Source organism: Sphingopyxis sp. YF1 (genome assembly GCF_022701295.1).
Taxonomy (GTDB): Bacteria; Pseudomonadota; Alphaproteobacteria; order Sphingomonadales; family Sphingomonadaceae; genus Sphingopyxis.
The window spans coordinates 3,226,640-3,251,232 of sequence record NZ_CP033204.1 but is presented as its reverse complement, the minus strand read 5'-3'; the positions used below and the strand labels follow the sequence as shown (position 1 = coordinate 3,251,232).

At 67.1% G+C, this 24,593-nt stretch carries 26 protein-coding genes and 1 pseudogene; 18 read left to right on the top strand and 9 right to left on the bottom strand.

Going from position 1 to position 24,593, the window contains the following annotated elements; translation table 11 throughout:
• Window positions 1-27 precede the first annotated feature (27 nt).
• Genes hemB through EAO27_RS15745 form a run of 4 tightly spaced genes read left to right on the top strand, consistent with a single transcriptional unit; the run spans window position 28 to window position 4,374 of the window.
• Window positions 28-1,026 (top strand): porphobilinogen synthase, encoded by a 999-nt coding sequence (gene hemB / locus EAO27_RS15760; RefSeq protein ID WP_242771478.1) that lies wholly within the window; start codon window positions 28-30, stop codon window positions 1,024-1,026.
• Window positions 1,023-1,565: a GNAT family N-acetyltransferase gene (locus EAO27_RS15755; protein WP_242771475.1), complete on the top strand. Its 543-nt coding sequence runs from the start codon at window positions 1,023-1,025 to the stop codon at window positions 1,563-1,565. The genes hemB and EAO27_RS15755 overlap by 4 nt, the downstream gene beginning before the upstream one ends.
• Window positions 1,562-3,820: a fused MFS/spermidine synthase gene (locus tag EAO27_RS15750; protein ID WP_242771472.1), complete on the top strand. Its 2,259-nt coding sequence runs from the start codon at window positions 1,562-1,564 to the stop codon at window positions 3,818-3,820. The genes EAO27_RS15755 and EAO27_RS15750 overlap by 4 nt, the downstream gene beginning before the upstream one ends.
• A complete protein-coding gene (locus EAO27_RS15745; RefSeq protein ID WP_242771469.1) occupies window positions 3,817-4,374 on the top strand; it encodes a gamma carbonic anhydrase family protein in 558 nt (185 codons plus the stop codon). The genes EAO27_RS15750 and EAO27_RS15745 overlap by 4 nt, the downstream gene beginning before the upstream one ends.
• A gap of 84 nt (window positions 4,375-4,458) precedes the next feature.
• On the opposite strand, the gene EAO27_RS15740 is transcribed toward EAO27_RS15745, so the two are convergent.
• The 6 genes from EAO27_RS15740 to EAO27_RS15715 form a co-directional block, all read right to left on the bottom strand.
• Entirely contained in the window at window positions 4,459-5,031 is a 573-nt protein-coding gene (locus EAO27_RS15740) for a urate hydroxylase PuuD (RefSeq protein ID WP_242771467.1), read from the bottom strand.
• A gap of 79 nt (window positions 5,032-5,110) precedes the next feature.
• Window positions 5,111-5,794, bottom strand: coding sequence for an inner membrane-spanning protein YciB (locus tag EAO27_RS15735; RefSeq protein WP_242771465.1), 684 nt, complete (start codon window positions 5,792-5,794; stop codon window positions 5,111-5,113).
• Window positions 5,791-6,717 carry a signal recognition particle-docking protein FtsY gene (ftsY, locus tag EAO27_RS15730; protein WP_242771463.1) on the bottom strand — a complete coding sequence of 309 codons (927 nt, stop codon included), beginning with the start codon at window positions 6,715-6,717 and terminating at the stop codon, window positions 5,791-5,793. The genes EAO27_RS15735 and ftsY overlap by 4 nt, the downstream gene beginning before the upstream one ends.
• The gene (locus tag EAO27_RS15725; protein WP_242771461.1) at window positions 6,714-7,940 is read right to left on the bottom strand and encodes a MiaB/RimO family radical SAM methylthiotransferase; all 1,227 of its coding nucleotides are present in this window, start codon (window positions 7,938-7,940) and stop codon (window positions 6,714-6,716) included. Before EAO27_RS15725 ends, ftsY begins: the two co-directional genes overlap by 4 nt.
• A complete protein-coding gene (dapF, locus tag EAO27_RS15720) occupies window positions 7,937-8,743 on the bottom strand; it encodes a diaminopimelate epimerase (RefSeq protein WP_242771458.1) in 807 nt (268 codons plus the stop codon). Before dapF ends, EAO27_RS15725 begins: the two co-directional genes overlap by 4 nt.
• Before the next feature lie 89 nt (window positions 8,744-8,832).
• Entirely contained in the window at window positions 8,833-10,464 is a 1,632-nt protein-coding gene (locus EAO27_RS15715; RefSeq protein WP_242771456.1) for an EAL domain-containing protein, read from the bottom strand.
• 270 nt (window positions 10,465-10,734) lie between these two features.
• Here EAO27_RS15715 and ffh point away from each other — a divergent pair, with 270 nt between their 5' ends.
• The 5 genes and pseudogenes from ffh (at window position 10,735) to EAO27_RS15690 (ending at window position 15,258) form a co-directional block, all read left to right on the top strand.
• Entirely contained in the window at window positions 10,735-12,186 is a 1,452-nt protein-coding gene (gene ffh, locus EAO27_RS15710) for a signal recognition particle protein (RefSeq protein ID WP_242771453.1), read from the top strand.
• 37 nt (window positions 12,187-12,223) lie between these two features.
• Window positions 12,224-12,667 (top strand): annotated as a pseudogene (gene rpsP, locus EAO27_RS15705) (30S ribosomal protein S16); the annotation flags it as partial.
• A 162-nt stretch (window positions 12,668-12,829) separates the two neighbouring features.
• Window positions 12,830-13,339, top strand: a complete 510-nt coding sequence (rimM, locus tag EAO27_RS15700) for a ribosome maturation factor RimM (protein WP_242771451.1) — start codon at window positions 12,830-12,832, stop codon at window positions 13,337-13,339.
• A gap of 115 nt (window positions 13,340-13,454) precedes the next feature.
• Window positions 13,455-14,963: a serine hydrolase domain-containing protein gene (locus EAO27_RS15695; RefSeq protein ID WP_242771449.1), complete on the top strand. Its 1,509-nt coding sequence runs from the start codon at window positions 13,455-13,457 to the stop codon at window positions 14,961-14,963.
• Between the two features lie 4 nt (window positions 14,964-14,967).
• Complete coding sequence (locus EAO27_RS15690) at window positions 14,968-15,258, top strand: hypothetical protein (RefSeq protein WP_242771447.1); 291 nt, start codon at window positions 14,968-14,970, stop codon at window positions 15,256-15,258.
• A gap of 6 nt (window positions 15,259-15,264) precedes the next feature.
• Here the strand turns inward: EAO27_RS15690 and EAO27_RS15685 are convergent, their stop codons facing one another.
• Together EAO27_RS15685 and EAO27_RS15680 are read right to left on the bottom strand one after the other, a co-directional pair.
• Window positions 15,265-16,512, bottom strand: a complete 1,248-nt coding sequence (locus tag EAO27_RS15685; RefSeq protein ID WP_242771445.1) for a diguanylate cyclase — start codon at window positions 16,510-16,512, stop codon at window positions 15,265-15,267.
• A gap of 174 nt (window positions 16,513-16,686) precedes the next feature.
• The gene (locus EAO27_RS15680; protein WP_242771443.1) at window positions 16,687-16,890 is read right to left on the bottom strand and encodes a hypothetical protein; all 204 of its coding nucleotides are present in this window, start codon (window positions 16,888-16,890) and stop codon (window positions 16,687-16,689) included.
• A gap of 101 nt (window positions 16,891-16,991) precedes the next feature.
• On the opposite strand from EAO27_RS15680, the gene EAO27_RS15675 reads away from it, so the two are divergent.
• From EAO27_RS15675 to EAO27_RS15640, 8 genes are all read left to right on the top strand, one after another.
• Window positions 16,992-17,912 carry a LysR substrate-binding domain-containing protein gene (locus EAO27_RS15675; RefSeq protein ID WP_242771441.1) on the top strand — a complete coding sequence of 307 codons (921 nt, stop codon included), beginning with the start codon at window positions 16,992-16,994 and terminating at the stop codon, window positions 17,910-17,912.
• Window positions 17,909-18,655 (top strand): tRNA (guanosine(37)-N1)-methyltransferase TrmD, encoded by a 747-nt coding sequence (trmD, locus tag EAO27_RS15670; RefSeq protein WP_242771439.1) that lies wholly within the window; start codon window positions 17,909-17,911, stop codon window positions 18,653-18,655. The genes EAO27_RS15675 and trmD overlap by 4 nt, the downstream gene beginning before the upstream one ends.
• Entirely contained in the window at window positions 18,652-19,029 is a 378-nt protein-coding gene (rplS, locus tag EAO27_RS15665) for a 50S ribosomal protein L19 (protein ID WP_054589016.1), read from the top strand. Before trmD ends, rplS begins: the two co-directional genes overlap by 4 nt.
• Before the next feature lie 98 nt (window positions 19,030-19,127).
• Entirely contained in the window at window positions 19,128-19,745 is a 618-nt protein-coding gene (locus EAO27_RS15660; RefSeq protein ID WP_242771437.1) for a DUF1287 domain-containing protein, read from the top strand.
• A gap of 35 nt (window positions 19,746-19,780) precedes the next feature.
• The gene (locus EAO27_RS15655) at window positions 19,781-20,806 is read left to right on the top strand and encodes an aspartate-semialdehyde dehydrogenase (protein WP_242771434.1); all 1,026 of its coding nucleotides are present in this window, start codon (window positions 19,781-19,783) and stop codon (window positions 20,804-20,806) included.
• A gap of 177 nt (window positions 20,807-20,983) precedes the next feature.
• Window positions 20,984-21,763, top strand: coding sequence for an arginine deiminase family protein (locus EAO27_RS15650; RefSeq protein WP_242771431.1), 780 nt, complete (start codon window positions 20,984-20,986; stop codon window positions 21,761-21,763).
• 13 nt (window positions 21,764-21,776) lie between these two features.
• Window positions 21,777-22,382 (top strand): DUF2238 domain-containing protein, encoded by a 606-nt coding sequence (locus EAO27_RS15645; RefSeq protein WP_242771427.1) that lies wholly within the window; start codon window positions 21,777-21,779, stop codon window positions 22,380-22,382.
• Window positions 22,383-22,385: 3 nt separating this feature from the next.
• A complete protein-coding gene (locus tag EAO27_RS15640) occupies window positions 22,386-22,991 on the top strand; it encodes a hypothetical protein (RefSeq protein WP_242771424.1) in 606 nt (201 codons plus the stop codon).
• Window positions 22,992-23,003: 12 nt separating this feature from the next.
• Here the strand turns inward: EAO27_RS15640 and EAO27_RS15635 are convergent, their stop codons facing one another.
• Window positions 23,004-23,492 carry an Lrp/AsnC family transcriptional regulator gene (locus EAO27_RS15635; protein WP_242771421.1) on the bottom strand — a complete coding sequence of 163 codons (489 nt, stop codon included), beginning with the start codon at window positions 23,490-23,492 and terminating at the stop codon, window positions 23,004-23,006.
• Between the two features lie 99 nt (window positions 23,493-23,591).
• Here EAO27_RS15635 and EAO27_RS15630 point away from each other — a divergent pair, with 99 nt between their 5' ends.
• Window positions 23,592-24,569 (top strand): DMT family transporter, encoded by a 978-nt coding sequence (locus tag EAO27_RS15630; protein WP_242771418.1) that lies wholly within the window; start codon window positions 23,592-23,594, stop codon window positions 24,567-24,569.
• Window positions 24,570-24,593 lie beyond the last annotated feature (24 nt).

Genomic DNA, 24,593 nt, shown 5'->3' with positions numbered 1-24,593 from the left:
CGCCGCGCACGCCGCTATGCACGCCGCATGACTCGCGCCGCCTTTCCCGATCTTCGCCTGCGCCGTACCCGCCGGACCGCATGGAGCCGCGCGATGGTGCGCGAAACGCATCTGACCCCCGCCAATCTGATCTGGCCGCTCTTCGTTTGTGCGGGCGAGGGGGTGGAAGAACCGATCGCCAGCCTGCCCGGGGTGTCGCGCTGGTCGGTTGACCTGCTTGTCGCGCGTGCGTGCGAGGCCGTCGCCGCGGGCATTCCGTGCCTTGCGCTCTTTCCCTACACCGAAGCCGATCGCCGCAGCGACGACGGCGCCGAAGCGCTCAACCCCGCCAATCTGATGTGCCGCGCCACGGCTGCGATCAAGCAGGCGCTCGGCGACGACATCGGCGTTCTCACCGACGTCGCGCTCGACCCCTATACCAGTCATGGGCAGGACGGGTTGATCGACGGCGCGGGCCGCGTGCTCAACGACGAAACGGTCGCGGTGCTCGTCGGGCAGGCGCTCAACCAGGCGCGCGCCGGCGCCGATATCATCGCCCCCAGCGACATGATGGACGGTCGCATCGGGGCGATCCGCAAGTCGCTTGAGGCCGAGGGTTTCGGCCATGTCCAGATCATGAGTTACGCCGCCAAATATGCCTCGGCCTTCTATGGTCCCTTCCGTGACGCGGTCGGCTCGCGCGGGCTGCTCAAGGGCGACAAGAAGGGCTATCAGATGGACCCCGCCAATGCCGAAGAGGCGCTGCGCGAGGTCGAAATGGACCTCGCCGAGGGGGCCGACAGCGTGATGGTCAAGCCCGGCCTGCCCTATCTCGACATCGTGCGCGCGGTGAAGCAGCGCTTCGAGGTTCCCGTCTTCACCTATCAGGTGTCGGGCGAATATGCGATGATCGAGGCCGCCGCGGCGGCCGGAGCCGGCGACCGCGACGCGCTCGTCCTCGAAACCTTGCTCGCCTTCCGCCGGGCCGGCGCTTCGGGCATTCTCACCTATCATGCGCTCCACGCCGCGAGACTGCTCGGCGCGTGATCGAGACGTCGCGCCTGACGATGCGTGCCTGGCGCGATAGCGATGTCGCGCCCTTTCAGGCGATCTGCAGCGATCCCGATGTCATGGCGACCCTCGGTCCCCCGCTCGACATGGAAGCCACCGCGACGCGGATCGCGTGGATGCGCGGGCACGCGGCCAAGCATGGTCATTGCTTCTGGGCACTCGAACGCCGGAGCGATGCGCGATTGATCGGTTGGTGCGGGGTGATCCGCGGCGACATGCCGCCGGTCGCCGACAAGGTCGAGATCGGCTGGCGGCTGGCGCGCGACTGCTGGGGCGCTGGCTTCGCCAGCGAGGCGGCACGCGGCGCGGTCGCATGGGCTTTTGCGAACCTGCCCGACGATGAAGTCCGGGCGATCACGTGGCAGGACAATGTCCGCAGCCGCGCGGTGATGGAGCGGCTTGGCATGCAATATTGCGCCGACCTTGACTTCGATCATCCGAAGCTCGCCGCCGACGATCCGCTGCGCCCGCACGTCACCTACTCGCTATCACGTCTGGCATGGGAAACCGCATGACCGCTTCAGCATCGCCACGCCGCTGGCTGTTCGTCGCGACGATCCTCGTCGGCAGCTTCCTGCTCTTCCTCGTTCAGCCGATGGTGGCGCGGATGGTGCTGCCCCGATTGGGCGGCGCGCCCGCGGTGTGGAACAGCGCGATGCTCGTTTATCAGGCGCTGCTCCTCGGCGGCTATGCCTATGCCCATTGGCTCGGCCGCTTCGCGGTACGGCGCCAGGCGATGATCCACGTCGCGCTGCTGCTCGCCGCGGCGCTGTGGTTGCCGATCGGCATCGCCAACCTCGCGCCCGCCGCCCCGGGGCAGGAGGCGCTGTGGGTGCCGTTGCTGCTCGCCGCGTCGATCGGGCCTGTCTTCTTCGCGGTCGCCGCCCAGGCACCGTTGATGCAGCGCTGGTTCGCCGCCGACGTGCGCGCGGGTGATCCTTATTATCTCTACGCGGCGTCGAATCTCGGCAGCTTCGCAGGGCTCATCAGCTACCCCGCGCTGGTCGAACCGGCGCTGCAGCTTGCGGCGCAAAGCTGGGGCTGGACCGCGGGTTATGCCCTGCTCGTCGTGCTGGTCATCGCCGCCGCTGCGGCGCGGTGGCACGGCGCTGCCGCCGAACCCGCCTCGGGTGCGGCTGCCGCTGACGAAGCGCCGCCGACCTGGCGCCGGCAGCTGCACTGGCTGCTGATCGCGGCGGTACCGTCGGGACTGATGCTGTCGACCACGACGCACCTCACCACCGACATCGTCGCGATGCCGCTGCTGTGGGTGCTGCCGTTGGGCCTCTATCTGCTCAGCTTCGTGATCGCCTTTTCGACCGCCGACCGGCTGGTCCAGATCTTTGCCGTGATCGCACCGCCGGTGCTGCTCGCGACCGGCGGGCTCGCGCTGCTCAGCGACGGCGGCGGCTCGATGATCGTCGCGCTCGCCAGCCTCGCGATGCTGTTCATCGTTGCGGTCGCGCTTCACGGCTATCTCTATCATCTGCGCCCGGCGCCGCGGCACCTGACGCTCTTCTATCTGATCATGTCGGCGGGCGGCGTTCTCGGCGGACTGTTCGCGGCGTTGATCGCGCCGCTGGTGTTCGACTGGGCCTATGAACATCCGCTGCTGGTGCTGGCTGCGGCGGCGCTGTTGCCGCTGCCGGTCCTGTTTCCGTGGGACAAATGGCTGGGCCTGGAGCCGCGCCGGGCGACGCTCGTGATGGCGCTGCTCGTGCTGATCGCATGCTATATCGCGCTGCGCATGGCCGACGACTGGCGCGGGTCGCTCGACGGCATGATCGGGCTGGGCGCGCTCGTGATCCTGTTCATCGGCCTGCTGGCGATCGGCCGGCGCTGGGCCTATGTCGCGACGCTGGCGGCGCTGATGCTCGGCGTCGGCGGCCTCAGCACGATCTACGAGAGCTTTTCGGGCGCGCGCGTGCGCAGTTATTTCGGCGTCTACACCATCGCCGACGACGGGGTTCGCCAGGAACGCCGCCTCGCGCACGGCACGACGCTGCACGGGCTGCAGATCACCCGTGCGGGGCACGAACGGCGCCCGACGACCTATTACGGGTTCCAGTCGGGGGTCGGGCTGACACTCGACAAGGCCGAGGCGCTTGCCGGGCCCAATGCCGCGATCGGGATCGTCGGGCTCGGCACCGGCACGCTCGCCTGTTACCGCCGGCCGGGCCAGCAATGGACGATCTTCGAAATCGATCCCGCGATGGTCGCGATCGCGCGCGACCGGTCGAAATTCACCTTCCTCGCCGATTGCGCGCCCGACGTGCCGATCATCATCGGGGACGCCCGGCTCCAGCTTGCCAAGCAGCCGCCCGCCAGCCTCGACATCCTTGTCATCGATGCCTTCTCGTCCGATGCGATTCCGCTGCATCTGGTGACGAGCGAAGCGATCGGGGTGTATGCGCGCGCACTCAAGCCCGACGGCATCCTGCTCATCCACATCTCGAACCGTTTCTTCAACCTCGAACCCGTGCTTGCGGCGGAGGCCCGGGCGCGCGGCTGGACCGCGGCGATCCGCATGGACCCCGCGACCGGCGGCGAAGCGGCATCGCTCACCAGTTCGAACTGGGTCGCGCTCACCGCGACGCCGCAGCGCATGCGGCAATTGACGGGCGGTATCCAACCGCGCGAAAAGGCGTATGACGATGGCGTCTGGGTCCCGCTTGCGGGACGCGAAGGCTTCACCCGCTGGACCGACGACTATGCCTCGACGTTGCCGATCCTGATCTGGAAACATATTATCGGAGGTCGCGACGAATGACACGCGCGGACATCAGCATCATTACCGTGAACGGCAAGACGCCGCAAATCGATCCCAGCGCCTTCATTGCGCCCGGCTGCCGGATTATCGGCGACGTGCGGATCGGTCCCGACGTCAGCATCTGGTACAATTGCGTGCTGCGCGCCGATGTCAGCCATATCGAGGTCGGCGCGCGTTCGAACATCCAGGATGGCAGCGTCGTCCATTGCGACGGCCCGATGCCGCATCGCCCCGACGGCTATCCGACGATCATCGGCGAGGATGTGTTGATCGGCCATCTCGCGATGGTGCACGGCTGCGTCCTCGACGACCGCGCTTTCGTCGGCCTGAAGGCGACGGTGATGAACGGGTGCCGCATCGGCAGCGACGCAATGCTCGCCGCCGGCGCGCTGCTCACCGAGCACAAGGAAATTCCGTCGCGCGAACTCTGGGCCGGTTCGCCCGCGCGCCGCGTGCGCGAGATCGGCGACGAACAGGCCGCCGGCATGCAGGTCGGCGTCGCCCATTATGTGCTCAACGGCCGCATGCACAAGGCGGCGGTCGAGCAGGGCTGAGGATCGAAACCGCCAAGGCATGCACGGAAAAGAAAAGGGCGCCCCGGTTTCCCGGGACGCCCTTTCCGAACCGTTGCCGGTGGCTTAGCTGAAGTTCACCATCGCATAGAGCATCGGGATCGACAGCAGGGTGTTGGTCCGCGAAAAGATCATCGCGGTACGCGCAGCCTTCGCCTTGGTCGCATCGTCGGCTTCGACGATGCCCAGCGCCTTTTTCTGGTTCGGCCAGATCAGGAACCAGACGTTGAACGCCATGATCAGGCCCAGCCACATGCCGACGCCGATCAGCTTGTACGGGTCCTGAAGGCCGAGCGCGGGCGCCAGATATTTGGAATGGCCGGCGATCGCGATGCCCAGCAGAACGGTGATCAGCGCCGCCCAGCGGAACCAGAAGAGCGCGGCGGGCGCGATATGCTTTGACACGCCGGGTTTCAGCTCGGCCGGGATCTTGGGCATCGTCGGCATCTGGACGAAGTTGAAATAATAGAGCAGCCCGATCCACAGCACGCCGAAGAAGGTGTGCAGCCAGCGCATGATCGCGTTGCCCGCGGCGAGGCCATCCTCGAAATTCTGGCCGTTGAGGCACAGCATCAGTACGATCGCCAGCACCAGGCCGGTGCCCAGAACGGCGTGCAGATTACCGAAAAACTTGTCCATGGCAGTTCCCCCTCGCTTGTTGTCGGACGCGGTGCGACCCCGAGCCCGGCGGGGGGTATGCCAGCCCGGGGGGTGTGGCTCAAGCTTGCTTGTCGGCTGCCGGTTCCTCGGGCAGCGCGAGCCCGTTCTTCATCATCACCGGCAGCTGGGTCAGCGTGAAGACGAAGGAGAGGGCGGTGACGCCCCACACCTTGATCGTCAGCCACAGGTCGAAACTCATCTGCTTCGCCTGGATGAGTTCGTACATGACATGGTTGGCGATGCCGAGCGCGGCGAAGAACAGGCCCCAGTTGCGCGACAGCAGCAGCCAGCCGCGCTCGGTCAGCCCTTCGAGCGCCGACTGGAGCAGATATTTGAGCAAGGGCTTGCCGAACCACCAGCCCCCGAGCAGCAGCACGGCAAAGGCGGCGTAGATGATCGTCGGCTTCATGACGATGAAACGCTCGTCGTGGAACCAGATGGTGAGCGCGCCGAACCCCAGAACGAGCAGGCTCGACATCCACAGCATCGGCGAAATCTTGCCGAGCTTCCATTTGGACACCGCCATCGCGACGACGATCGCGACCATGAAGGCGATGGTGCCCTTGATCGCCGCGGTGGTCGCGGCGAAGGCGCCTTCGCCGCCCGACGAGAGTTTATAGGCGAGAAAGAAGACGAGCAGCGGCCCGAAATCGATCGCGAAATTGAGCCCGCCATGTTTGGCGGGCGGCGGCGCAGGGACCGGTTCGGGTCCGCCGGGCAGCTGGTCGATCGGTCCGTTCATCGGATATTTCCTGCAATGATGCCCGCGATCTCGTCGGCGTCGAAGGGGCGAAGGTCGTCAATCGTCTCGCCGATACCGATCGCATGAATGGGAAGGCCGTGGCGTTCGGCCGCGGCGACGAGCACCCCGCCGCGCGCGGTGCCGTCGAGCTTGGTCATGACCAGACCTGTGACCCCGGCGACCTCGCGGAACACATCGATTTGCGACAGCGCATTCTGGCCCGTCGTCGCGTCGAGCACGAGCACGACGTCGTGCGGTGCGGCGGGATTGAGGCGGCCGAGCACGCGCTTGATCTTCTCGAGCTCGTCCATCAGTTCGCGCTTGTTCTGGAGGCGGCCCGCGGTGTCGACGATCAGCACGTCGATGCCCGTCGCGGTCGCCTTTTTCACCGCGTCGAAAACGATGCCCGCGGCGTCGCCGCCTTCGGGGCCGGCCATGATCGGCACGCCCAGCCGTTCGGCCCAGACCTTCAACTGGCCGATCGCCGCGGCGCGGAAGGTGTCGCCCGCAACGAGCATCACGCCATAATCCTGTTCCTGGAACAGGTGCGCGAGCTTGGCGATCGTTGTCGTCTTGCCCGATCCGTTGACCCCGATCACGAGGATGACCTGCGGGCGGGGAAAGGCGTCGATTTCGAGCGGTTCGGCGACCGGGCGCAGCACCGCGGCAATCTCGTCGGCGACGATCTTGCGCAATTCCTCGACATTGCCCGCAACCGCGTCACGGCGCGCCGCAAGCCGATCGCGGATGCGCGCCGCCATGCCGGGGCCAAGATCGGCGGTGATCAGCGCTTCCTCGATCCGGTCGAGGTCGTCCTCGTCGAGCCGCGCCTTGCCGGCGAGCCCGGCCAGATTTTCGCCAAGGCGTTCCGACGTGCGTTTGAGGCCGCCGAACAGCCGTTCGCTCCAGCTCGCGCCGCTCATGCTGCCAGTTCCCTTGCCGCCATCCGCTCGCCGTCGCGGGCGCCGATGCGGACCGGCACGATGCGTCCCGGCGCCGTCGGGGCGGCGAGCGTCAGCGCGGCGAAATTTTCGCCATGCCCGGTAAGTCCGTCGCGTTCGACGAGCATGCGGGTGATGCGGCCCGTCTGGGCGTCGAGCCAAGCGTGTCGGCGCCGTGCATTGGCCTCGCGCAGGGTCGCGGCGCGTTCGCGCGCGACGCCGCGACCGACCTGCGGCATGCGCGCGGCGGGGGTTCCGGCGCGAGCGCTGTAAGGAAAGATATGGCCGAAGACGATGTCACAATCGTCGATCAGCGCCAGCGAATTGGCAAACATGGTTTCATCCTCGGTGGGAAAGCCGGCGATCAGGTCGGCGCCGATCGCGATTTCGGGGCGGGCCGCCTTGAGCCGCCGGGTCAGCTCGACAGCCCCGGCGCGGCGGTGGCGGCGCTTCATGCGCGTCAGTACCATGTCGTCGCCCGCCTGCAGCGACAGATGGACGTGGGGCATGACACGCGCTTCCCGGGTAAGCAGCGCGAACAGCGCCTCGTCGATGCGATCGGGGTCGAGCGACGACAGTCGCAACCGTTCCAGGTCGGGCAGCGCGAGCAGCGCCTCGACCAGCGCCGCGAGGCTAGCTCCGCTGTCGTCGCCATAGCTGGCGAGATCGACCCCGGTCAGGATGATCTCGCGCTGGCCGCGGTCGAGCGCGGTGCGGGCGCTTGCCACCACCGCATTGATGGTTGCCGACCTGGCGGACCCGCGCGCGATCACCGTCGCGCAGAAGGTGCAGCTGTGCGAGCAGCCGGTCTGCACGCCGAGGAAGGCGCGCGCGTGATCGGCACCGGAGAGGGCGGGGGTGTAGTCGCGGCCGGGTACCGCCGCCGGGCCGGCGCCATAGCTCGCCGCCAATCCCTTGGCGTCGTTGCGCACGACCTGTGCGCCCATGTCGGCAAAGCGTGCAGATTCCAGCTCCGCCGCGCAACCGGTCACGACGACGCGCCTGCCGGGGCTTTCCCGCAAGGCGCGTCGCACGGCTTGTCGTGCCTGCCGCACCGCCTCGTCGGTCACCGCGCAGCTGTTGAAGACGATCGTGTCCGGTGCCGCCGCCTCGCGGACCGCCGCGCGGATCGCTTCGCCCTCGGCGATGTTCAGCCGGCATCCGAAATTGACGACTTCGGCGCCGCCCCGCGTTGCGACGCTCATCCGAACTGGGCCCAGTCGGTCTCGCCGTCGAACACGCGCGTCGCGGCGCCGCTCATCACGATGGGTTCGCCGGGCGCCCAGCGGATGATCAGGTCGCCGCCGGGCAGCGAGACTGTCACCGGCGAGGCGACCTTGCCCGCGCGGATCGCCGCGACCGCGGTCGCGCAGGCGCCGGTGCCGCACGCCTGCGTCAACCCGACGCCGCGCTCCCACACGCGCAGTTGCAAACGGTCGGGGCCGTCGAGGCTCGCGACATTGACGTTGACGCGCTCGGGGAAGAGCGGGTCGGTCTCGATCCGCGGGCCGAGGTCGGCCAAGGGAATGGCATCGGCTTCGGGTACGAAGAAGATGATGTGCGGATTGCCGACATTGACCGCCGCGCCATGCTCCAGTTCGTCCCACGCGACGGGCATGTCGCGCGTGTCCATCGGCATCGCTAGCGGGATATGCTCCCAGTCGAATTCGGGTTCACCCAGCGTCACTTCCGCGCCGCCGTCGGCGGGCGCCACGCGCAGCATCCCGCCCAGCGTCTCGATCACGGCGGGCTTGCCGATCAGCGTCGCGACGCAGCGCGTCGCATTGCCACACGCCTCGACCTCGCCGCCGTCGGCGTTGAAGATACGCATGCGCACGTCGGCCTTCTCCGACGGTTCGAGCAGGATCAACTGGTCGCAGCCGATGCCGTGCCGCCGGTCGGCGATTGCGTGGGCGCGCGCTGCCGTCATCGCGACCGGCGCCTCTCGCGCGTCGATCACGACGAAATCATTGCCGAGCCCGTGCATCTTGGTGAAGCGATCCGCCATGCTGGCGCATGTAAGGCGGCGGCGCGGCGAAGTCTAGCGAGGCGGAGGGCCGGCCGGCGCCGCGGCGGCGATTGCTTTTGGAGCCGGCGCTACGCCGTCTTGCGCTGCGCTTCGTCGCCGGGTGCGTCTGCGATCGCGGCCGCCGGTCCCCGCAGCAACCCGCGCTCGGCGAGCAGCTTCAGCGTCGCGGCCGCCGACGCGGGTTTGCCGTAATGCCAGCCCTGCGCCTTGGCGACTCCCAGCCGGGTCAGTTCGGCCGCGGTCGCTTCGTCTTCGACTCCCTCGGCGGTGATCGGCATCGCCAGACTTTCGCCGAGCCGCACGATCGCGATGACGATCGCCTGCGCGTCGGGGCTGCCCTGCATCGCGGCGACGAAGCTCTTGTCGATCTTGATCCGGTCGAAGGGTAGCGCGCGCAGGTGGGACAGCGAGCTGTAGCCGGTGCCGAAATCGTCGAGGCTGAGCGCCACCCCCTGATTCTTGAGGCTGGTGACGATCGAGCGTACGAGCGGCAGGTTTTCGAACAGCGAGCTTTCGGTGATCTCGACCTCAAGCTGGCTGGCGGGGAAGCCCGTTTCGACGAGCAGCTTGGTCAGTTTCTGGCTGAACCAGGGATCCTTGAGCTGCTGCGGCGAGATGTTGACGGCGAGGGTGATCGACGGGTCCCAGCCCTTGGCGATCTCCAGCGCCTGTCCGATCACGCGCAGCGACAGCTCGCCGATCAGGCCGCTGTCCTCGGCGACCGGAATGAAACGGTCGGGCGGGATCAGGCCATATTCGGGCGATTCCCAGCGCATCAGCATCTCGAAGCCGACGAGGCGCCCGGTGGCGATGTCGACCTGCGGCTCGAAATAGGGGGCGAATTCGCCGCGCGGCATGCCGCTGCGGATTCCCGTCTCGATCTGGTTGCGGACCTGTACGGCCATTTCCATGCCGTGCTCGAACCAGCAGAAGCGGTTCCGCCCCTCGTCCTTGCAATGATACATGGCGATATCGGCCTGGCGAACCATCGTGTCCATGGCAGCGCTGGCGTCGGTCGCCAGCGCGATGCCGATCGAGGCGCCGATACGGATTTGCTGGCCGTCGTGCGTCACCGGTTCTTCGAGCGCGGTGACCAGCTGCGCCGCGAGCGTGTCGACATGCGCCCTGCCTGCCGGCTCGAACATCAGCATCGCGACGAACTCGTCGCCGCCCAGTCGTGCCATCAGCGCGCTCGGCGGCAGCACCGCGGCGATGCGCTCGGCCGCCACCTTGAGCAGCCGGTCGCCCGCGGCGTGGCCGTGAATGTCGTTGACGGTCTTGAAATGGTCGAGGTCGAGCAGGAACAGCGCGACGTGACGGCGGGCTTCGGCGGCGGCGGCGATCAGGTCCTGCCCCTGTTCGAGCATCGCGCGGCGGTTGAGGAAATCGGTCAGCGGATCGCGGTCGGCGAGGTAGCGCGCCTTTTGTTCGGCAACGGTGCGCTCGTGAATTTCGCGGTTCAGATCTTCGTAGCGGCGCCAGCCGAACAGGATCAGCGCGATGTTCAGGATCAGCGTCGCGGCGAGCACCCGGTCGGTGCCGCCGCCGATTCCCGACAGCGCGCGGACGACCGATTGCATCACGGTGCTGCCCGTGCCGACGAACAGGATGATCGCCGCGACGACGATGCCGCCCGCCACCACGTCGCGTTTCGCCCCCTCGGCGCGGTCGGGTCGTTTCGGCGGTTCCGCGGTCGCCATTGATCACTATCCCCCACAATCGGCCCGACAATGCGCGCGAAGCGGTGAAATTTGCGTTAAGCGCCGCGCCCCGCAGCGTGGGCCGCTTTCCGTTCCGGCCTTGCCAATCGCCGTGCTTTTGCGTAAGGGGCCCGCGTCCGGACGCATCAAGCGACCGGGCAGATACGACATCCGCGACGGAAAAGTCTGTCCACGGATAGCCGCTGGTTGGCGAGGTTTCGCTCACCGGCGTCTTTTGCGTTGCGGCCTGTCAGAAGGGATTTTTGGCGCATGTTCGACAGTCTGAGCAATCGGCTTGGCGATGTTTTCGGGAAGCTCCGCGGCCGCGGCGCGCTGACCGAGGCCGACGTGCGCGCCGCGATGCGCGAAGTGCGAATCGCGCTGCTCGAAGCCGATGTCGCGCTCCCCGTCGTGCGCAGCTTCGTCGATCAGGTCACCGAACTCGCGATCGGCCAGAATGTCTTGCGTTCGGTCACCCCGGGCCAGCAGGTGGTCAAGATCGTCAGCGACGCGCTGACCGAGATGCTCGGCTCCGAAACCGCCGAGCTCGATCTCAACGTCGCGCCGCCCGCGGTCATCATGATGGTCGGCCTCCAGGGCTCGGGCAAGACGACGACGACCGCGAAGATCGCGAAGCGCCTGAAGGACAAGGAACGCAAGAAGGTGCTGATGGCGTCGCTGGACGTCAATCGCCCCGCCGCGCAGGAACAGCTCGCCGTCCTCGGCGGCCAGATCGATGTCGCGACCTTGCCGATCATCGCGGGCCAGCAGCCGGTCGAGATCGCACAGCGCGCGATGCAGGCCGCGAAGCTTCAGGGCTTCGATGTGCTGATGCTCGATACCGCGGGCCGCCTCCACGTCGACCAGCAACTGATGGACGAGATGCAGGCGGTGTCGCGCACGGCGAACCCCACCGAAACGCTGCTCGTCGTCGACAGCCTGACCGGGCAGGACGCGGTACAGGTCGCGCAGCGCTTCACCGACCAGGTGCCGCTCACCGGCGTCGTGCTCACCCGCATGGACGGCGACGCGCGCGGCGGTGCCGCGCTGTCGATGCGTGCGGTCACCGGCAAGCCGATCAAATTCGCGGGCACCGGCGAAAAGCTCGACGGGCTCGAACTCTTCCAGCCGTCGCGCATCGCGGGCCGCATCCTCGGTATGGGCGATGTCGTCAGCCTCGTCGAGCGCGCCGCCGAAACCATCCAGGCCGAAGAGGCCGAGGCGATGGCGGCGAAGATGGCCAAGGGCATCTTCGACCTCAACGACCTGCGCACGCAGCTCAACCAGATGCGTCGCATGGGCGGCCTCGGCGCGCTCGCCGGCATGATCCCCGGGATCAAGAAGGCGCAGCTGGCGATGGCGCAGGGCGGCGCCGACGACAAGATGCTTGTCCACTTCGACGCGATCATGGGGTCGATGACCCCGAAGGAACGCGCGAAACCCGAAATCCTGACCGCGAAGCGCAAGATCCGCATCGCCAACGGTTCGGGTACCACGGTGCAACAGGTCAACAAGGTGCTCAAGATGCACCAGGAAATGGCCGGTGCGATGAAGAAGATCCGCAAGATGGGCGGATTGAAGGGGCTCGGCGCGCTGTTCGGCAAGGGCGGCGGCATTCCCGGAATGGGCGGCGGCGGGGGCGGCGGCCTCGGCGGTCTTCCCGGCCTCGGCGGCGGGGCGATCCCGCCCGAACTCGCCAATTTGATGAACAAGAAGAAATAACCCAGACAACCCAGTTCAGACGTAGAAGGACAATATCATGGCTACCTCCATTCGCCTTTCGCGCGGCGGTTCGAAAAAGCGCCCCTATTACAAGATCGTCGTCGCCGATTCGCGCAGCCCGCGCGACGGCCGCTTCATCGAGCGCATCGGCAGCTACAATCCGCTGCTCGGCAAGGACAATCCCGAGCGCGTCAAGCTCGACACCGAGCGCGCGAAGCATTGGCTGAGCGTCGGCGCCCAGCCGAGCGACCGCGTCGCCCGTTTCCTCGACGCCGCCGGCGTCAAGGAACGCGCCGCGCGCAACAACCCGAACAAGGGTGTCCCCGGCGAAAAGGCCAAGGAACGCGCCGAGGAAAAGGCCGCGAAGATCGCTGAAGCCGAAGAGGCCGCCGCTGCAGCCGCCGCCGCTCCGGCGCCGGAACCCGAAGCTGTTGAAGAGGCGCCCGCCGCTGAAGCCGCCGCGCCCGAAGCCGCTGAGTCGGATGCGACCGGTTCGGTGAAGAGCGAAGAAACCGCCGAAGCCGTCGCCGAAGCGGTGGCCGACGAAGTCCCGGCCGGCGCGACCGCCGAAGACGCGACCGCGATCGCCGAGGAAGTCGCCGAGGGCGGCCCGGTCGCCGAAGAAAAGGCCGAAGGCTAAGCCTTGGCCGACGCAAACCGCCCCGTCACCCTCGCCGCCATTGCCGGCGCGCATGGGGTGCGGGGTGAGGTGCGCCTGAAGCTGTTTGGCGAAGGCGCGGAGGCTCTCCGCGCCTTTTCCGTTTTCGATGCAGGCGCGCGCAAGCTGACCCTCAAATCGGTGCGCCCCGCCAACCAGGGGGCGGTCGCGACCTTTGCCGAGATCGCCGACCGCAGTGCGGCCGAGGCGCTGCGCGGCACATTGCTCACGGTCCCGCGTTCGGCGCTGCCGTCGCTTGGCCCGGGCGAATATTATCACCACGACCTGCTCGGACTGCCATGCGTATCGACCGATGGGGCCGCCATCGGCCATGTCGTCGCGGTCGAAAATTTCGGCGCGGGCGACATTCTCGAGATCGAGAAGCCCTCCGAGACCGGCAAGAAGCCCGTGCGTTTCATGGTGCCGATGAACGAGCGGGCGGTACCCGCGTGGGATACCGATGGCGTGACCGTCGACGCGGCTTTTGTTGAATAACGGCTCCTTCCCATAAAATCCGTTCGCCCCGAACTTGTCGGCGGGACATTCTTCCTTTCTATGTCGGAAGGACAGAATGGTGCTTCGACAAGGTCGGCACGAACGGAGGTTCGGGATGCGTTTGATTTCCGCTTTTCTCATGGCTTCGGCGCTCGTCGCGCCGACACTGGCCTTCGCCCAGGGCCCCGCCCCCAAGACCCTTGACCAGCTCGCGCCCGAGATCGACGCGCTTTTCGCCAAATATCAGGCCGAAGCGCATGTCCCCGGGCTCGTGTACGGCATCGTCAAGGACGGCAGGCTGGCCTATGTAAAGGGTGCCGGGGTCCAGAATATCGCCGACAAGAGCCCCGTCACCCCCGACAGCCTGTTCCGCATCGCGTCGATGACCAAGGCGTTCACCGCGCTCGCGATCCTGAAACTGCGCGACGACGGCAAGCTCCGCCTCGATGACCTCGCCGAACAATATGTGCCCGAGATGAAGGGCTGGACCTATCCGACGAAGGACAGCCCGCGCATCCGGGTGCGCGACCTGCTCCAGCATGTCGGCGGGCTGGTCACCGATGATCCGTGGGGCGATCGCCAGCAGGTGTTGTCGCAGGATGCGTTCACGACGATGATCGCGGCGGGCGTGCCGTTCAGCCGCGTGCCGCAGAGCCAGCATGAATATTCGAACTTCGGTTATGCGCTGCTCGGCCGGATCGTGACCAATGCCTCGGGCATGGCTTACACCGACTATGTCCGGCAGGCGATCCTGACCCCGCTCGGCATGGCGGACAGCGGTTTCGACGCGCCGAAGGCGCCGAACGCCCGCTATGCGCGCGGCTACCGCTGGGAAAATGATCGCTGGTCGCCCGAGCCCGAGATGATCGACGGGGCGTTCAACGCGATGGGCGGGTTGCAGGTCAGCGCGAACGACTATGCCAAATGGGTCGCCTTCCTGCTGTCGGCATGGCCCGCGCGCGACGATCCCGACACCGGTCCGGTCAAGCGCGCGACGGTGCGCGAGATGGCGCAGGGGCTCAATTTCACCTCGGTCGCCAGCCGCATCGGATCGACGGGTGCGGATGCGTGCAAGCAGAGCCTCGCCTATGGCATGGGCTGGCGCGTCGCGCAGGATTGCGACCTTGGCCTGACCATGGCGCATGGCGGCGGTTATCCGGGCTATGGCAGCCATGTGATGCTGATGCCGGATCATGGCGTCGGTATCTTCGCGCTCGCCAATCGTACCTATGCCGGGCCGTCGGGACCCGCGTGGGACACGGCGGTCGCGATGGAGGGTGCGGGCCTGCTCGAAAGCCCAGCCGTGCCGGTTTCGCCGGCGGTCGCGGAAGCCTTCGCCGCTGCGCGCGCTGCCTATGCCGCGGGCAATATCGGGCCGCTCGAGGGCCGGCTGGCAATGAACTTTCTTATGGACCGGTCGGCCGCGAACTGGGCGGCCGAACTCGCGCTGCTCAAGGAACGGCTCGGTGCCTGCCCCGACGCCGAACCGCTCGCGCCGCTGGGGGCGCTGTCGACCGCTTTCCGGCTGAACTGCGAAAAGGGGAAACTCGACGGCATGTTGCTCCTCGCGCCGACGACACCCGCGACCATTCAGGCGTTGCGCCTGCGGGCGGCGTCCGAATAGCCCCATGGGCTTTCTCGCGCTGTTCCTGCTGCTCTTTCCCGTTGCGGGGGCGGCGCTGGCATGGGGATTGCTGCGCGGTCGGTCGCTGCCGCTGGCATGGCTCGTCGGCGTGCTCGCCGGCAACGCGCCGATCCTGTTGCTCGCGGGTGCGGTCCATCGCGGCGAGGGCGGGACCGCTGGCGGGGGTGCCGACTCCGGACCGCTTCTGTTTCTCGGGCTGTCGATCGGCGTCGGGGTCCTCGTGGCGCTGGCGACGCTCGCCACCCTCCAGTTCGCGTCGCGTTCGCGCGGATGAGTGCGCTCACGCCGCTTCGACGAACACCACCCGGTCGCGCCCGCTTTCCTTTGCGGCGTAGAGGTTGATGTCGGCCGACTTCATCGCCGCGCCGAAACTCGTGTCGCGCGCGATATGGACGAGGCCCATGCTCGCCGTCACCGGACGCTGCAACGACGGCACCATCTGTGCGATATAGGCGCCGACGCGGCGGCGCAGCTTTTCGGCTTCGCCGGCGACCGCGCCCGCTTCGCAGCGGAACAGCAGCGCGAATTCCTCGCCCCCGATTCGGGCCGCCATCGCGCTGCCCGATCCCAGCGCGACCCCGGTAGCGAAGATCACCCGATCGCCGACATCATGGCCGTGCCGGTCGTTGATCGCCTTGAAATGGTCGATGTCGACGATGGCGATCGCGACCGGTGCTTCGCCTTTGTAACTCTCCTCGATCGCGCGGCGGTTGGGCAGTCCGGTAAGCGGGTCGGTATGCGCGATCACCCGCATCGCCTCGGCCTGCGCGCGCGCTTCCTGCCGCTCGCGGCGCAGGCGGACGAGGCGGTCGAGAACGCCGAGCGCGGTGAGCATGACCTCGAGCCCGAGCGCGGGAAACAGGGCAAAGAGGAAGGCTTCGAAAGGCGCCTTGAGTATGATGTCGTGTAACAGGCTGACGCCATAGACGCCGCCAATGCCGCTCCACGCTGCCGCCTGGTACCGCGCGGTGCGGCTGCCGCGGCGCAGCGCGATGGTAATCGTCGTCACGCACAGGATGAGCATTGCCAGAAGAGCGAGGTTGCGCAGCGCGAAATAGAGCGCGGGCGGGGCCGCCATCACCGTCACGGGCGTCGTCAGCAGGATCAGGAACGGCGGCCAGCCGAGCAGCGGCCAGGCCCAGCGGGGTATCGTGTCGCGCTCGAGATAGGCGCGCAGGAACGGCCCCGATACCACGACGCCCAGATCGAAGAAAAAACTGATCCACACCTGACGCGCGAAGCTGTCGGGAGCGAGAATGGGCCCCATCGCAAGCGGCGAAAGGCCGATCGCCAGGGCGAAATAGGCAAGAGCGCGCCCGCTTTGCCAGATCAGGAATCGTTCGCGAAGCAGCGCATAAAAGGCGGCGTTGTAGGCCAGAGAAAAGAGGAGGAGGCCCAGGAAGATCCCCGTGAGGACGCCGTCCCAAGTCATCGTCGTGGCATCGGCGAACCGCGACTGCGCGTGCGCGGGCACGGCGCTGCCCAACAGCCCCGCGCCGATTGCCAACGCTTGCGCCCATCGCGCCATTCGATTCCCCTGGTCCGAGAGAGGGGAGGTTAAGCGCCGAGCCGCTGATTTTTGGTTAACGTCGCGTTGGCAAGCTTGGGGCAAGAGGACCGCAGCGCCGGGCTTGCCGAAGGGCGCCTTGCGGCGGGGACTCCCTTCGGCAAGCCCGGCGCTGCGGCCGGTTGCGCGGAACCGTCATCGAGCCTTGCGCCGCGCCGGAATCCCGCAATGCGCCGCAACCCGCGCGAAGACGCTGTCTGCGCCCGGTGCGCTTGGCAGCGCGATCCATGCGCCAAGACGCCGGAACGGGGTCAGCAGCCAAAGAATGCCGCGGTGCAGATCGCGGCTGAAATGCGGGTGGCCCTCATTCCAGTTCCGCATCCAGATTTCGTCCTTCATCACAAATCTCCTGTTGTTGGACGGATGCAAAATGTCCGTTCGCGCGGCCGATCGCCAACAAAAGCTTTGCACAAATATATAAGGAGAATTTATATAGTAGAATGATCAAGCTGCCTCCTCTCGCCGCCATCCGTGCCTTCGAAGTCGCCGGGCGACTGCAGAATTTTTCGCGTGCCGCCGAGGAGCTGGGAATGACGCAGGCAGCGGTCAGCTATCAGGTACGTCAATTGGAGGACCGGATCGGCCGTGCGCTTTTCGTCCGTGAAAAGGGACGGGTACGCCTGTCCGAAACCGGGCGGCGGCTGCTCCCGGCGATCAGCAACGCCTTTGCGACCATGGGCGACGCGTTCGCGGCCCTCGGCAGCGACGAGGCCGACGTGCTAACGATCGACGCGATGACCACCTTCGGGGGCACCTGGCTCAGCGCGCGGATCGGCGGCTTCCAGCTCGCCTATCCCGACCTTGCGGTGCGCATGTCGATGAACAACGAACTGGTCGATTTCGACGCCACCAACGTCGACGTCGCGGTTCGTGTCGGGCGTGCGCCCTGGCCCGGGCTGCGTGCCGATTTTCTCTATCGGAGCCACGTCACGCCTATTTGCGCGCCAGGCTTCCTCACCACCAACCGCATCGAACGGCCGGCCGATCTGCTCCGCGTCGACCGCCTTGCACCCAACGATCCGTGGTGGGCGGGCTGGTTCGCCGCCGCCGGGGTCGACGCCGTTCCCCCGCCGCAGCGCCGCGGCATCGAACTCGACAGCCAGTTGCAGGAAGCGAGTGCGGTGCAGGGGGGGTATGGCATAGCGCTCATGACGCCGCTGCTTTGGCGCGCCGAACTCGATGCCGGACGCCTCGTCCAGCCGTTCGGCGCGCTCTACCAGCCGGGCACCGCGCATTATCTGGTCAACCGCGAAAACCGCGTCGGAGTCCGCAAGATCGAGCGTTTTCGCGAATGGCTGCACGCCGAACTGGACAAGGATCGCCACCGGCTTCCCGAGGCGCTATGGCAGCCGCTGCCATGACCTTTGCCGCCGTTCCCCTCACCCTCTATCCCGACATGTTTCCCGGCCCGCTGGGCCACAGCATGGCGGGCCGCGCGCTCGAGGCGGGGGTCTGGTCGTGCGCACCGGTGCAGATCCGCGACTTCGCGACCGACAGGCACCGCACCGTCGACGACACCCCGGCGGGCGGCGGCGCCGGCATGGTGCTCAAGGCCGACGTGCTCGCCGCGGCGATCGATCATGCGGTCGCGGCGAATCCGGGGCTGCCGCTGCTCGCGATGACCCCGCGCGGCGCACCGGTCACCCAGCGCCGCATTCGCGACCTGTCCGCCGGTCCGGGGGCGATCATCCTGTGCGGACGGTTCGAGGGTTTCGACGAACGGATTTTCGAAGGTCGGCCGATCGAGCAGCTGTCGATGGGCGACATCATCCTGTCGGGCGGCGAGATGGGAGCACTCCTCCTCCTCGACGCTTGCATTCGCCTGCTTCCCGGCGTAATGGGCGCGGCTTCCAGCGGGGACGACGAATCGTTCGAAAACGGTTTGCTCGAATATCCGCACTATACCCGGCCCGTTACATGGGAAGGGCGCACGATCCCCGAAGTGCTGCGATCGGGGGATCATGCGAAGATCGCGGCCTGGCGGAAACACCAGGCCGAGGTCGACACACGGTTACGCAGGCCGGACCTTTGGGAGCGCCATGAGGGCGCTCGGGACCGACCTGCCTCTGGCGCGCGGCGAAAAGAAAAGGACACGAGGACATGAACCTCATCCAGACGATCGAAGCCGAAGAAATCGCCAAGGCTGGCAAGACGATCCCCGAATTCCGTCCTGGCGACACGCTGAAGGTCGGCGTGAAGGTCGTCGAAGGCGAGCGCACCCGCGTGCAGAATTTCGAAGGCGTGTGCATCGCACGCTCGAACAAGGGCATGGGCTCCAACTTCACCGTGCGCAAAATGTCGTTCGGCGAAGGTGTCGAGCGCGTCTTCCCGCTTTACTCGCCCAACATCGATTCGATTACCGTCGTCCGCAAGGGCGCTGTCCGTCGTGCGAAGCTTTACTATCTGCGTGGACGCACTGGTAAATCGGCACGTATTGCGGAGCGCCGCGAATACCGGTCGGAAGCCGGCGAAGGCTAAGGAGAGCTTCTTCTCTACAAAGCCGAAACAGCTTTCAAAAACGACCGGTTCCGCCAACAGGCAGAGCCGGTCGTTTTCATTTGGGCAAAGCGAATTTGATGCAGCCGTCCGATTCCATGCAGCCGACACGGCGCGCCTTCCTCGGCGCGGGGCTATGCTTTGGGGCGGTCGGCCTGCCGGGCAAGGCGCTGGCCGCAACCGACGCGCAGCGGCTCGTCGCCGCGGCGCGCAAGCAGGTCGGGGTGACGCTCGCCTATGACCCTGCCTACACGGTGCTTGCATTCCCGAACGGCGATGTCGACCGCGCCAAGGGCGTGTGCACCGATGTCGTGATCCGCGCCTTTCGCGACGCGCTCGGGGTCGATCTGCAGGTGCTCGTCAACGCCGACATGCGGTCCGATTTCGCGGCCTATCCGAAAAACTGGGGGCTGCGCCGTCCCGACCGCAACATCGATCATCGCCGCGTGCCGAACCTTGCGACATACTGGACGCGCCAGCGCGCGCGGCTTTCCGTTTCGCGCGATCCCGCAGACTGGCGGCCGGGCGACATCTTTACCGCGATGACCGGCGGGCGCTTCCCGCACACCGGTATCGTTTCCGACCGAATTACGGCAGCGGGCCGCCCGCTGATCATCCACAATATCGGTCGCGGCACACGCGAGGAAGACGCGCTGTTCGATCATCCGCTGACCGGCCGTTTCCGCTGGAAAGTCTGAGTTTCAACCGAGTTCTTGCACTGAGGAGTGAGTAAATGGGTTATCGTATCGTTGTCGCCGGCGCGACGGGCAATGTCGGGCGCGAAGTGCTCGCCATCCTCGCCGAACGCGAATTTCCCTATGACGAGATCGCGGCGGTCGCATCGTCGCGCAGCCAGGGCGACGAGATCGAGATCGGCGACACCGGCAAGACCGTGAAATGCCAGAATATCGAGAATTTCGACTGGTCGGGCTGGGACATGGCGATTTTCGCGATCGGCAGCGACGCGACCAAAATCCACGCGCCCAAGGCCGCGGCGGCAGGGTGCGTCGTGATCGACAACAGCTCGCTTTATCGCATGGACCCCGACGTGCCGCTGATCGTGCCCGAGGTGAACCCCGACGCGATCGACGGCTATACGGTGCGCAACATCATCGCGAACCCGAACTGCTCGACCGCGCAGATGGTCGTTGCGCTGAAGCCGTTGCACGACGCGGCGACGATCACGCGCGTCGTCGTGTCGACCTACCAGTCGGTGTCGGGCGCGGGCAAGGCGGGCATGGACGAACTGTGGAACCAGACGCGCCAGATTTTCGTCGGCGACGAAAAGGATATCCAGAAGTTCACCAAGCAGATCGCGTTCAACGTCATCCCGCACATCGACAGCTTCCTCGACGACGGCTCGACCAAGGAAGAGTGGAAGATGGTCGCCGAGACCAAGAAGATCCTCGATCCCAAGATCAAGGTCACCGCGACCTGCGTTCGCGTCCCGGTCTTTGTCGGCCATTCGGAAGCGATCAACATCGAGATGGAGAAGGAGTTGTCGGCCGAGGACGCACAGCGCATTCTGCGCGAGGCGCCGGGCGTGATGCTCGTCGACAAGCGCGAAGACGGCGGTTACATCACCCCCGTCGAATGCGTCGGCGATTATGCGACCTTCGTCAGCCGCGTCCGCGACGACAGCACGGTCGATAACGGCCTGAACCTCTGGTGCGTCAGCGACAACCTCCGCAAGGGCGCGGCGCTCAACGCGGTGCAGATCGCTGAACTGCTCGGCCGCAGACATCTGAAGAAGGCCTGATCCGGAATCCTCCCCGTCGCGCAGCGATGGGGAGGGGGACAATGCGAAGCATGGTGGAGGGGCTGAAGCCTCGCGCCAAAGCCCCTCCGTCAGCGCTTCGCGCTGCCACCTCCCCATGGCTTCGCCACGGGGAGGATCGCGTTGGCGATAGCTCGATATTCAAGCTATGCCGCTGAAATGCCCAGCCCCTGTGCCTTCACTTACGCCATCGTCCGCAGCCCCGCCCCCTCGGCGGTGAAGGGCATCCGTGCCGGTGGCGGACCCGACCCCGATTTCGCCGGCCTCGTCGCCGAACACGAGGCTTATGTCGGGGCGCTCCGTGAACTCGGTCTTGCGGTCGACGTCCTCGAACCGCTCGATGATTTCCCCGACGCGCTGTTCACCGAAGATGTCGCGCTGACTTTCCCCGAAGGCGCGATCCTGCTCCGCCCCGGCGCGCCGAGCCGCGCCGGCGAGGTCGCGCATATCCGCGTACCGATCGCGGCGCATCATCGGCGCCTCCTCGAAATGACCGGCCCCGGGCATGCCGATGGCGGCGACATATTGCGCCTTGCCGACCGGGTGATCATCGGCCTGTCGGCGCGGACCGACCGCCCCGGCGCCGAGGAACTTGCCGGGCTCCTCGCCCAACTCGGCTACCGCGCCGAGATTGCCGACACGCCGCCCGGCGTGCTCCATTTCAAGACCGGCTGCGGGTTGATTGACGATCGCACGATCCTTGCCGTACCCGCGCTCGGCGACTGTCCGCAGTTCGCGGGACTGGAGGTTGTGATGACCCCGCCCGGCGAAGACGCAGCCGCCAACATCCTGCGCATCGGTGACACCGTCCTCGTCGGTGATCGCTGGCCTGCGACGCACGCGCTGCTGGAAGCGCGCGGCATCGCGTTCCGCGCGCTCGCTACCGATCAGATCGCGCATATCGATGCGGGGCTCAGCTGCATGTCGCTGCGCTGGTGAGAGGAAGCTGCGGATGAGCATCCCGCCCGCGCAGCGCCGCCTGCTCGTCCTCCTCGCGGCGCTGCTGCTCCTCGCGCAGGTCGCGCAGCCCTATCCCGAGGTTGCGCTGCTTCAGCATATTCCGACGCTGCTGACCCTGATCGCGTCGCCATGGCTGCTGCGCCGCTGGCCGCTCTCGACCGCGTCGGTCGCGTGCATCGCCGCCTTTCTGGCGCTTCACACGCTTGGCGGTCGCTACGCCTACAGCAATGTCCCGTATGACGACTGGGCGGTCGCGCTGACCGGCGGCACCCTGTCCGATGCCTTTGGCTGGGGCCGCAACCATTATGACCGCCTGGTCCATTTCGCCTTCGGGGCGCTGTCGGTGGTCCCGGTCGCCGAAATCGCAAGGCGCTGGGGCGGCCTGACCGCGCGCGGCGCGGCGCTGGCGGTCCTCGCATGGGTGCTGGCGCTCTCGTGTCTCTACGAGATCTTCGAATGGCTGCTCACCATCGTTGCGGCGGGGGCGACCGCCGATCGCTACAACGGCCAGCAGGGCGACATCTGGGACGCGCAAAAGGATATGGCGCTCGCCGCCCTCGGTGCGATAGTGGTGCTGGCGGTCCGGCGAAGGAGATAGGCGATGCGCAAGGCGGCGATGCTCGCGGTGGTGCTGGGTCTTGCGGCGTGCAAACCCCCCGGCGAGACGGTCCCTGCCGATGCCGACCCTGCCGCACCGCCCGTGCCCGAAGCCAAGGCCGATGGCCCTGCTGCGGCGACCATGGCGGTCGGCCTCGACGGCGGGGGGCTGCGTTTCGTCGACAAGGCCAGCGGCAAAACCAGCCTGCTCGCCTTCGGCATCGCGCGTGCGCAGGCGGAAGCAGCGCTCGCCAATGTCGCGGGCAAGGAGGATGATCGCAGCGCCAACGCCGAATGCGGCGCCGGCCCGATGGAATTCACCCGCTACGACGCGATGACGCTCAACTTTCAGGGCGGCAGGTTCGTCGGCTGGTTTCTCGGCAACGAACCCGGCGCCTACATATACTCGACGATGGCCGGCACGGGCATCGGCACCACCCGCGCCCGCGCGGGCGAAGCGGTGACGCTCGAAGCGGTCGCGGGCAGTACGCTCGGCGAAGAGGTGCGCCTCGGCGGCGGTGACCAGGCCATCGGTGCGATCTTTGCAGCGCCCGGCGATGCGGCCAGGATCGACGCGTTGTTTGCCGGAACCAACTGCTTCTTCCGCTGATCGCTTTCGCGTTCAGGGAATGATGATGCTCGTGTCGGCCTTCACGCGGTCGAGCGCGATCAGCGAACGATAGCTTTCGATGCCGTCATTTTCGGCAAACAGCCGCCGCGTTAGCGCCTCATAGGCGCGCATGTCCGATGTGACGATCACCAGCACGAAGCTGATCCCGCCGGTGACATAATAGCATTGCTGCACCTCGGGGGTGCCGCGGAACAGCGCCTTCGCCGCGTCGACCGTCGCGACGCGTTCGTCGTGCAGCCGCACCTCGACGACCGAGGTGATCGTCAGCGCAACCGCGTCGGGATCGACCAGCGCGACGTTGCGGGTGATCACCCCCGCCGCTTCCATCGCCGCGATGCGTCGCTGCACCGCGGCGGCCGACAGGTTCACTGCCTCGGCGATCCGCCGTTGCGGCATTTTCGCGTCGCGCTGGACCAGGCGCAGGATCGCGCGATCGAACGAATCGAGATTGCGCGGCGATCGGGAAGCAGAACGGATCATGGGCGGGTTTTTGTTGCATTTCGGCCCCCGATCAAGAGCGCATCGCTCGCGCCCGCGATGATATGACCCGCTCCGATCGAAAAGCCTGGATGGTGCAAGATGGTTCGGAACGGAAATGCGACGCTGACCGGCGTCTTGTGCGGCGCGGGCGCAGGCGCGCTGTGGGGGCTCGTCTTCCTTGCCCCCGAGCTTGCGCGCGCCTTCGATCCGCTCCAGCTCACCGTCGGTCGCTATCTCGCATACGGATTGATCGCGCTGCTCCTCGTTGCGCCGCGCTGGAAGGCGCTTGTATCGCGGCTCGGCCGGCAGGAATGGGTGGCGCTCGGCTGGCTCGCGCTCGCGGGCAACACGCTCTACTATATCCTGCTGTCGGGCGCGGTGCAGATGGGCGGCATCGCGATGACCTCGCTCGTCGTCGGCTTCCTGCCGCTCGCGGTGACGATCATCGGCAGCCGCGAGCGGGGTGCGGTGTCACTCGCCCGGCTCGCGCCGTCGCTGCTGCTGTGCGCCGCGGGGGCGCTGTGCATCGGCTGGCAGGCGGTCGAAGCACTCGCGGCAGCCGCCACGCTCGCGCCGCTGCTCGGGCTGCTCTGCGCGCTCGGGGCGCTCGCGTCGTGGACCGCTTACGCCGTCAGCAACGCGCGCTGGCTGGCGCGGCTCGGCGACATGCCGTCGCACGACTGGAACCTGCTGCTCGGCCTCGTCACGGGGGCACAGAGCCTGGTGCTGCTCCCGCTCGCCTTGTGGCTCGGTGACTGGACGCAGACCGCGGCCGACTGGCGGATGTTCGCGGGCGTGTCGCTCGGGGTCGCGCTTTTCGCCTCGATCGCGGGCAATGCATTGTGGAACCGCGCCAGCCGCCTGCTGCCGCTGACGCTTGTCGGCCAGATGATCCTGTTCGAAACGCTCTTTGCCCTGCTCTATGCCTTCGCGTGGGAAGGGCGCGGCCCGACGCTGCCCGAAGCGGTCGCGTTCGTTTTCGTCGTCGCCAGCGTCCTGTCGTGCATCGCAGCACACCGCCGCCCGGCGACCGAGGCCGGCGCGGCGCCCGCACCCGCCTGTCCGCCGCAGGCCTGACCGGCGGCCAAAGAGGCTGGACCG

Bases quoted from the DNA above. Each gene is read 5' to 3' on its own strand.
- hemB (WP_242771478.1), top strand. From the start codon at position 28: ATGACTCGCGCCGCCTTTCCCGATCTTCGCCTGCGCCGTACCCGCCGG.
- EAO27_RS15750 (WP_242771472.1), top strand. From the start codon at position 1,562: ATGACCGCTTCAGCATCGCCACGCCGCTGGCTGTTCGTCGCGACGATC.
- EAO27_RS15745 (WP_242771469.1), top strand. From the start codon at position 3,817: ATGACACGCGCGGACATCAGCATCATTACCGTGAACGGCAAGACGCCG.
- EAO27_RS15740 (WP_242771467.1), bottom strand. From the start codon at position 5,031: ATGGACAAGTTTTTCGGTAATCTGCACGCCGTTCTGGGCACCGGCCTG.
- EAO27_RS15735 (WP_242771465.1), bottom strand. From the start codon at position 5,794: ATGAACGGACCGATCGACCAGCTGCCCGGCGGACCCGAACCGGTCCCT.
- ftsY (WP_242771463.1), bottom strand. From the start codon at position 6,717: ATGAGCGGCGCGAGCTGGAGCGAACGGCTGTTCGGCGGCCTCAAACGC.
- EAO27_RS15725 (WP_242771461.1), bottom strand. From the start codon at position 7,940: ATGAGCGTCGCAACGCGGGGCGGCGCCGAAGTCGTCAATTTCGGATGC.
- dapF (WP_242771458.1), bottom strand. From the start codon at position 8,743: ATGGCGGATCGCTTCACCAAGATGCACGGGCTCGGCAATGATTTCGTC.
- EAO27_RS15715 (WP_242771456.1), bottom strand. From the start codon at position 10,464: ATGGCGACCGCGGAACCGCCGAAACGACCCGACCGCGCCGAGGGGGCG.
- ffh (WP_242771453.1), top strand. From the start codon at position 10,735: ATGTTCGACAGTCTGAGCAATCGGCTTGGCGATGTTTTCGGGAAGCTC.
- EAO27_RS15695 (WP_242771449.1), top strand. From the start codon at position 13,455: ATGCGTTTGATTTCCGCTTTTCTCATGGCTTCGGCGCTCGTCGCGCCG.
- EAO27_RS15690 (WP_242771447.1), top strand. From the start codon at position 14,968: ATGGGCTTTCTCGCGCTGTTCCTGCTGCTCTTTCCCGTTGCGGGGGCG.
- EAO27_RS15685 (WP_242771445.1), bottom strand. From the start codon at position 16,512: ATGGCGCGATGGGCGCAAGCGTTGGCAATCGGCGCGGGGCTGTTGGGC.
- EAO27_RS15680 (WP_242771443.1), bottom strand. From the start codon at position 16,890: ATGAAGGACGAAATCTGGATGCGGAACTGGAATGAGGGCCACCCGCAT.
- EAO27_RS15675 (WP_242771441.1), top strand. From the start codon at position 16,992: ATGATCAAGCTGCCTCCTCTCGCCGCCATCCGTGCCTTCGAAGTCGCC.
- trmD (WP_242771439.1), top strand. From the start codon at position 17,909: ATGACCTTTGCCGCCGTTCCCCTCACCCTCTATCCCGACATGTTTCCC.
- rplS (WP_054589016.1), top strand. From the start codon at position 18,652: ATGAACCTCATCCAGACGATCGAAGCCGAAGAAATCGCCAAGGCTGGC.
- EAO27_RS15660 (WP_242771437.1), top strand. From the start codon at position 19,128: ATGCAGCCGTCCGATTCCATGCAGCCGACACGGCGCGCCTTCCTCGGC.
- EAO27_RS15655 (WP_242771434.1), top strand. From the start codon at position 19,781: ATGGGTTATCGTATCGTTGTCGCCGGCGCGACGGGCAATGTCGGGCGC.
- EAO27_RS15650 (WP_242771431.1), top strand. From the start codon at position 20,984: ATGCCCAGCCCCTGTGCCTTCACTTACGCCATCGTCCGCAGCCCCGCC.
- EAO27_RS15645 (WP_242771427.1), top strand. From the start codon at position 21,777: ATGAGCATCCCGCCCGCGCAGCGCCGCCTGCTCGTCCTCCTCGCGGCG.
- EAO27_RS15640 (WP_242771424.1), top strand. From the start codon at position 22,386: ATGCGCAAGGCGGCGATGCTCGCGGTGGTGCTGGGTCTTGCGGCGTGC.
- EAO27_RS15635 (WP_242771421.1), bottom strand. From the start codon at position 23,492: ATGATCCGTTCTGCTTCCCGATCGCCGCGCAATCTCGATTCGTTCGAT.
- EAO27_RS15630 (WP_242771418.1), top strand. From the start codon at position 23,592: ATGGTTCGGAACGGAAATGCGACGCTGACCGGCGTCTTGTGCGGCGCG.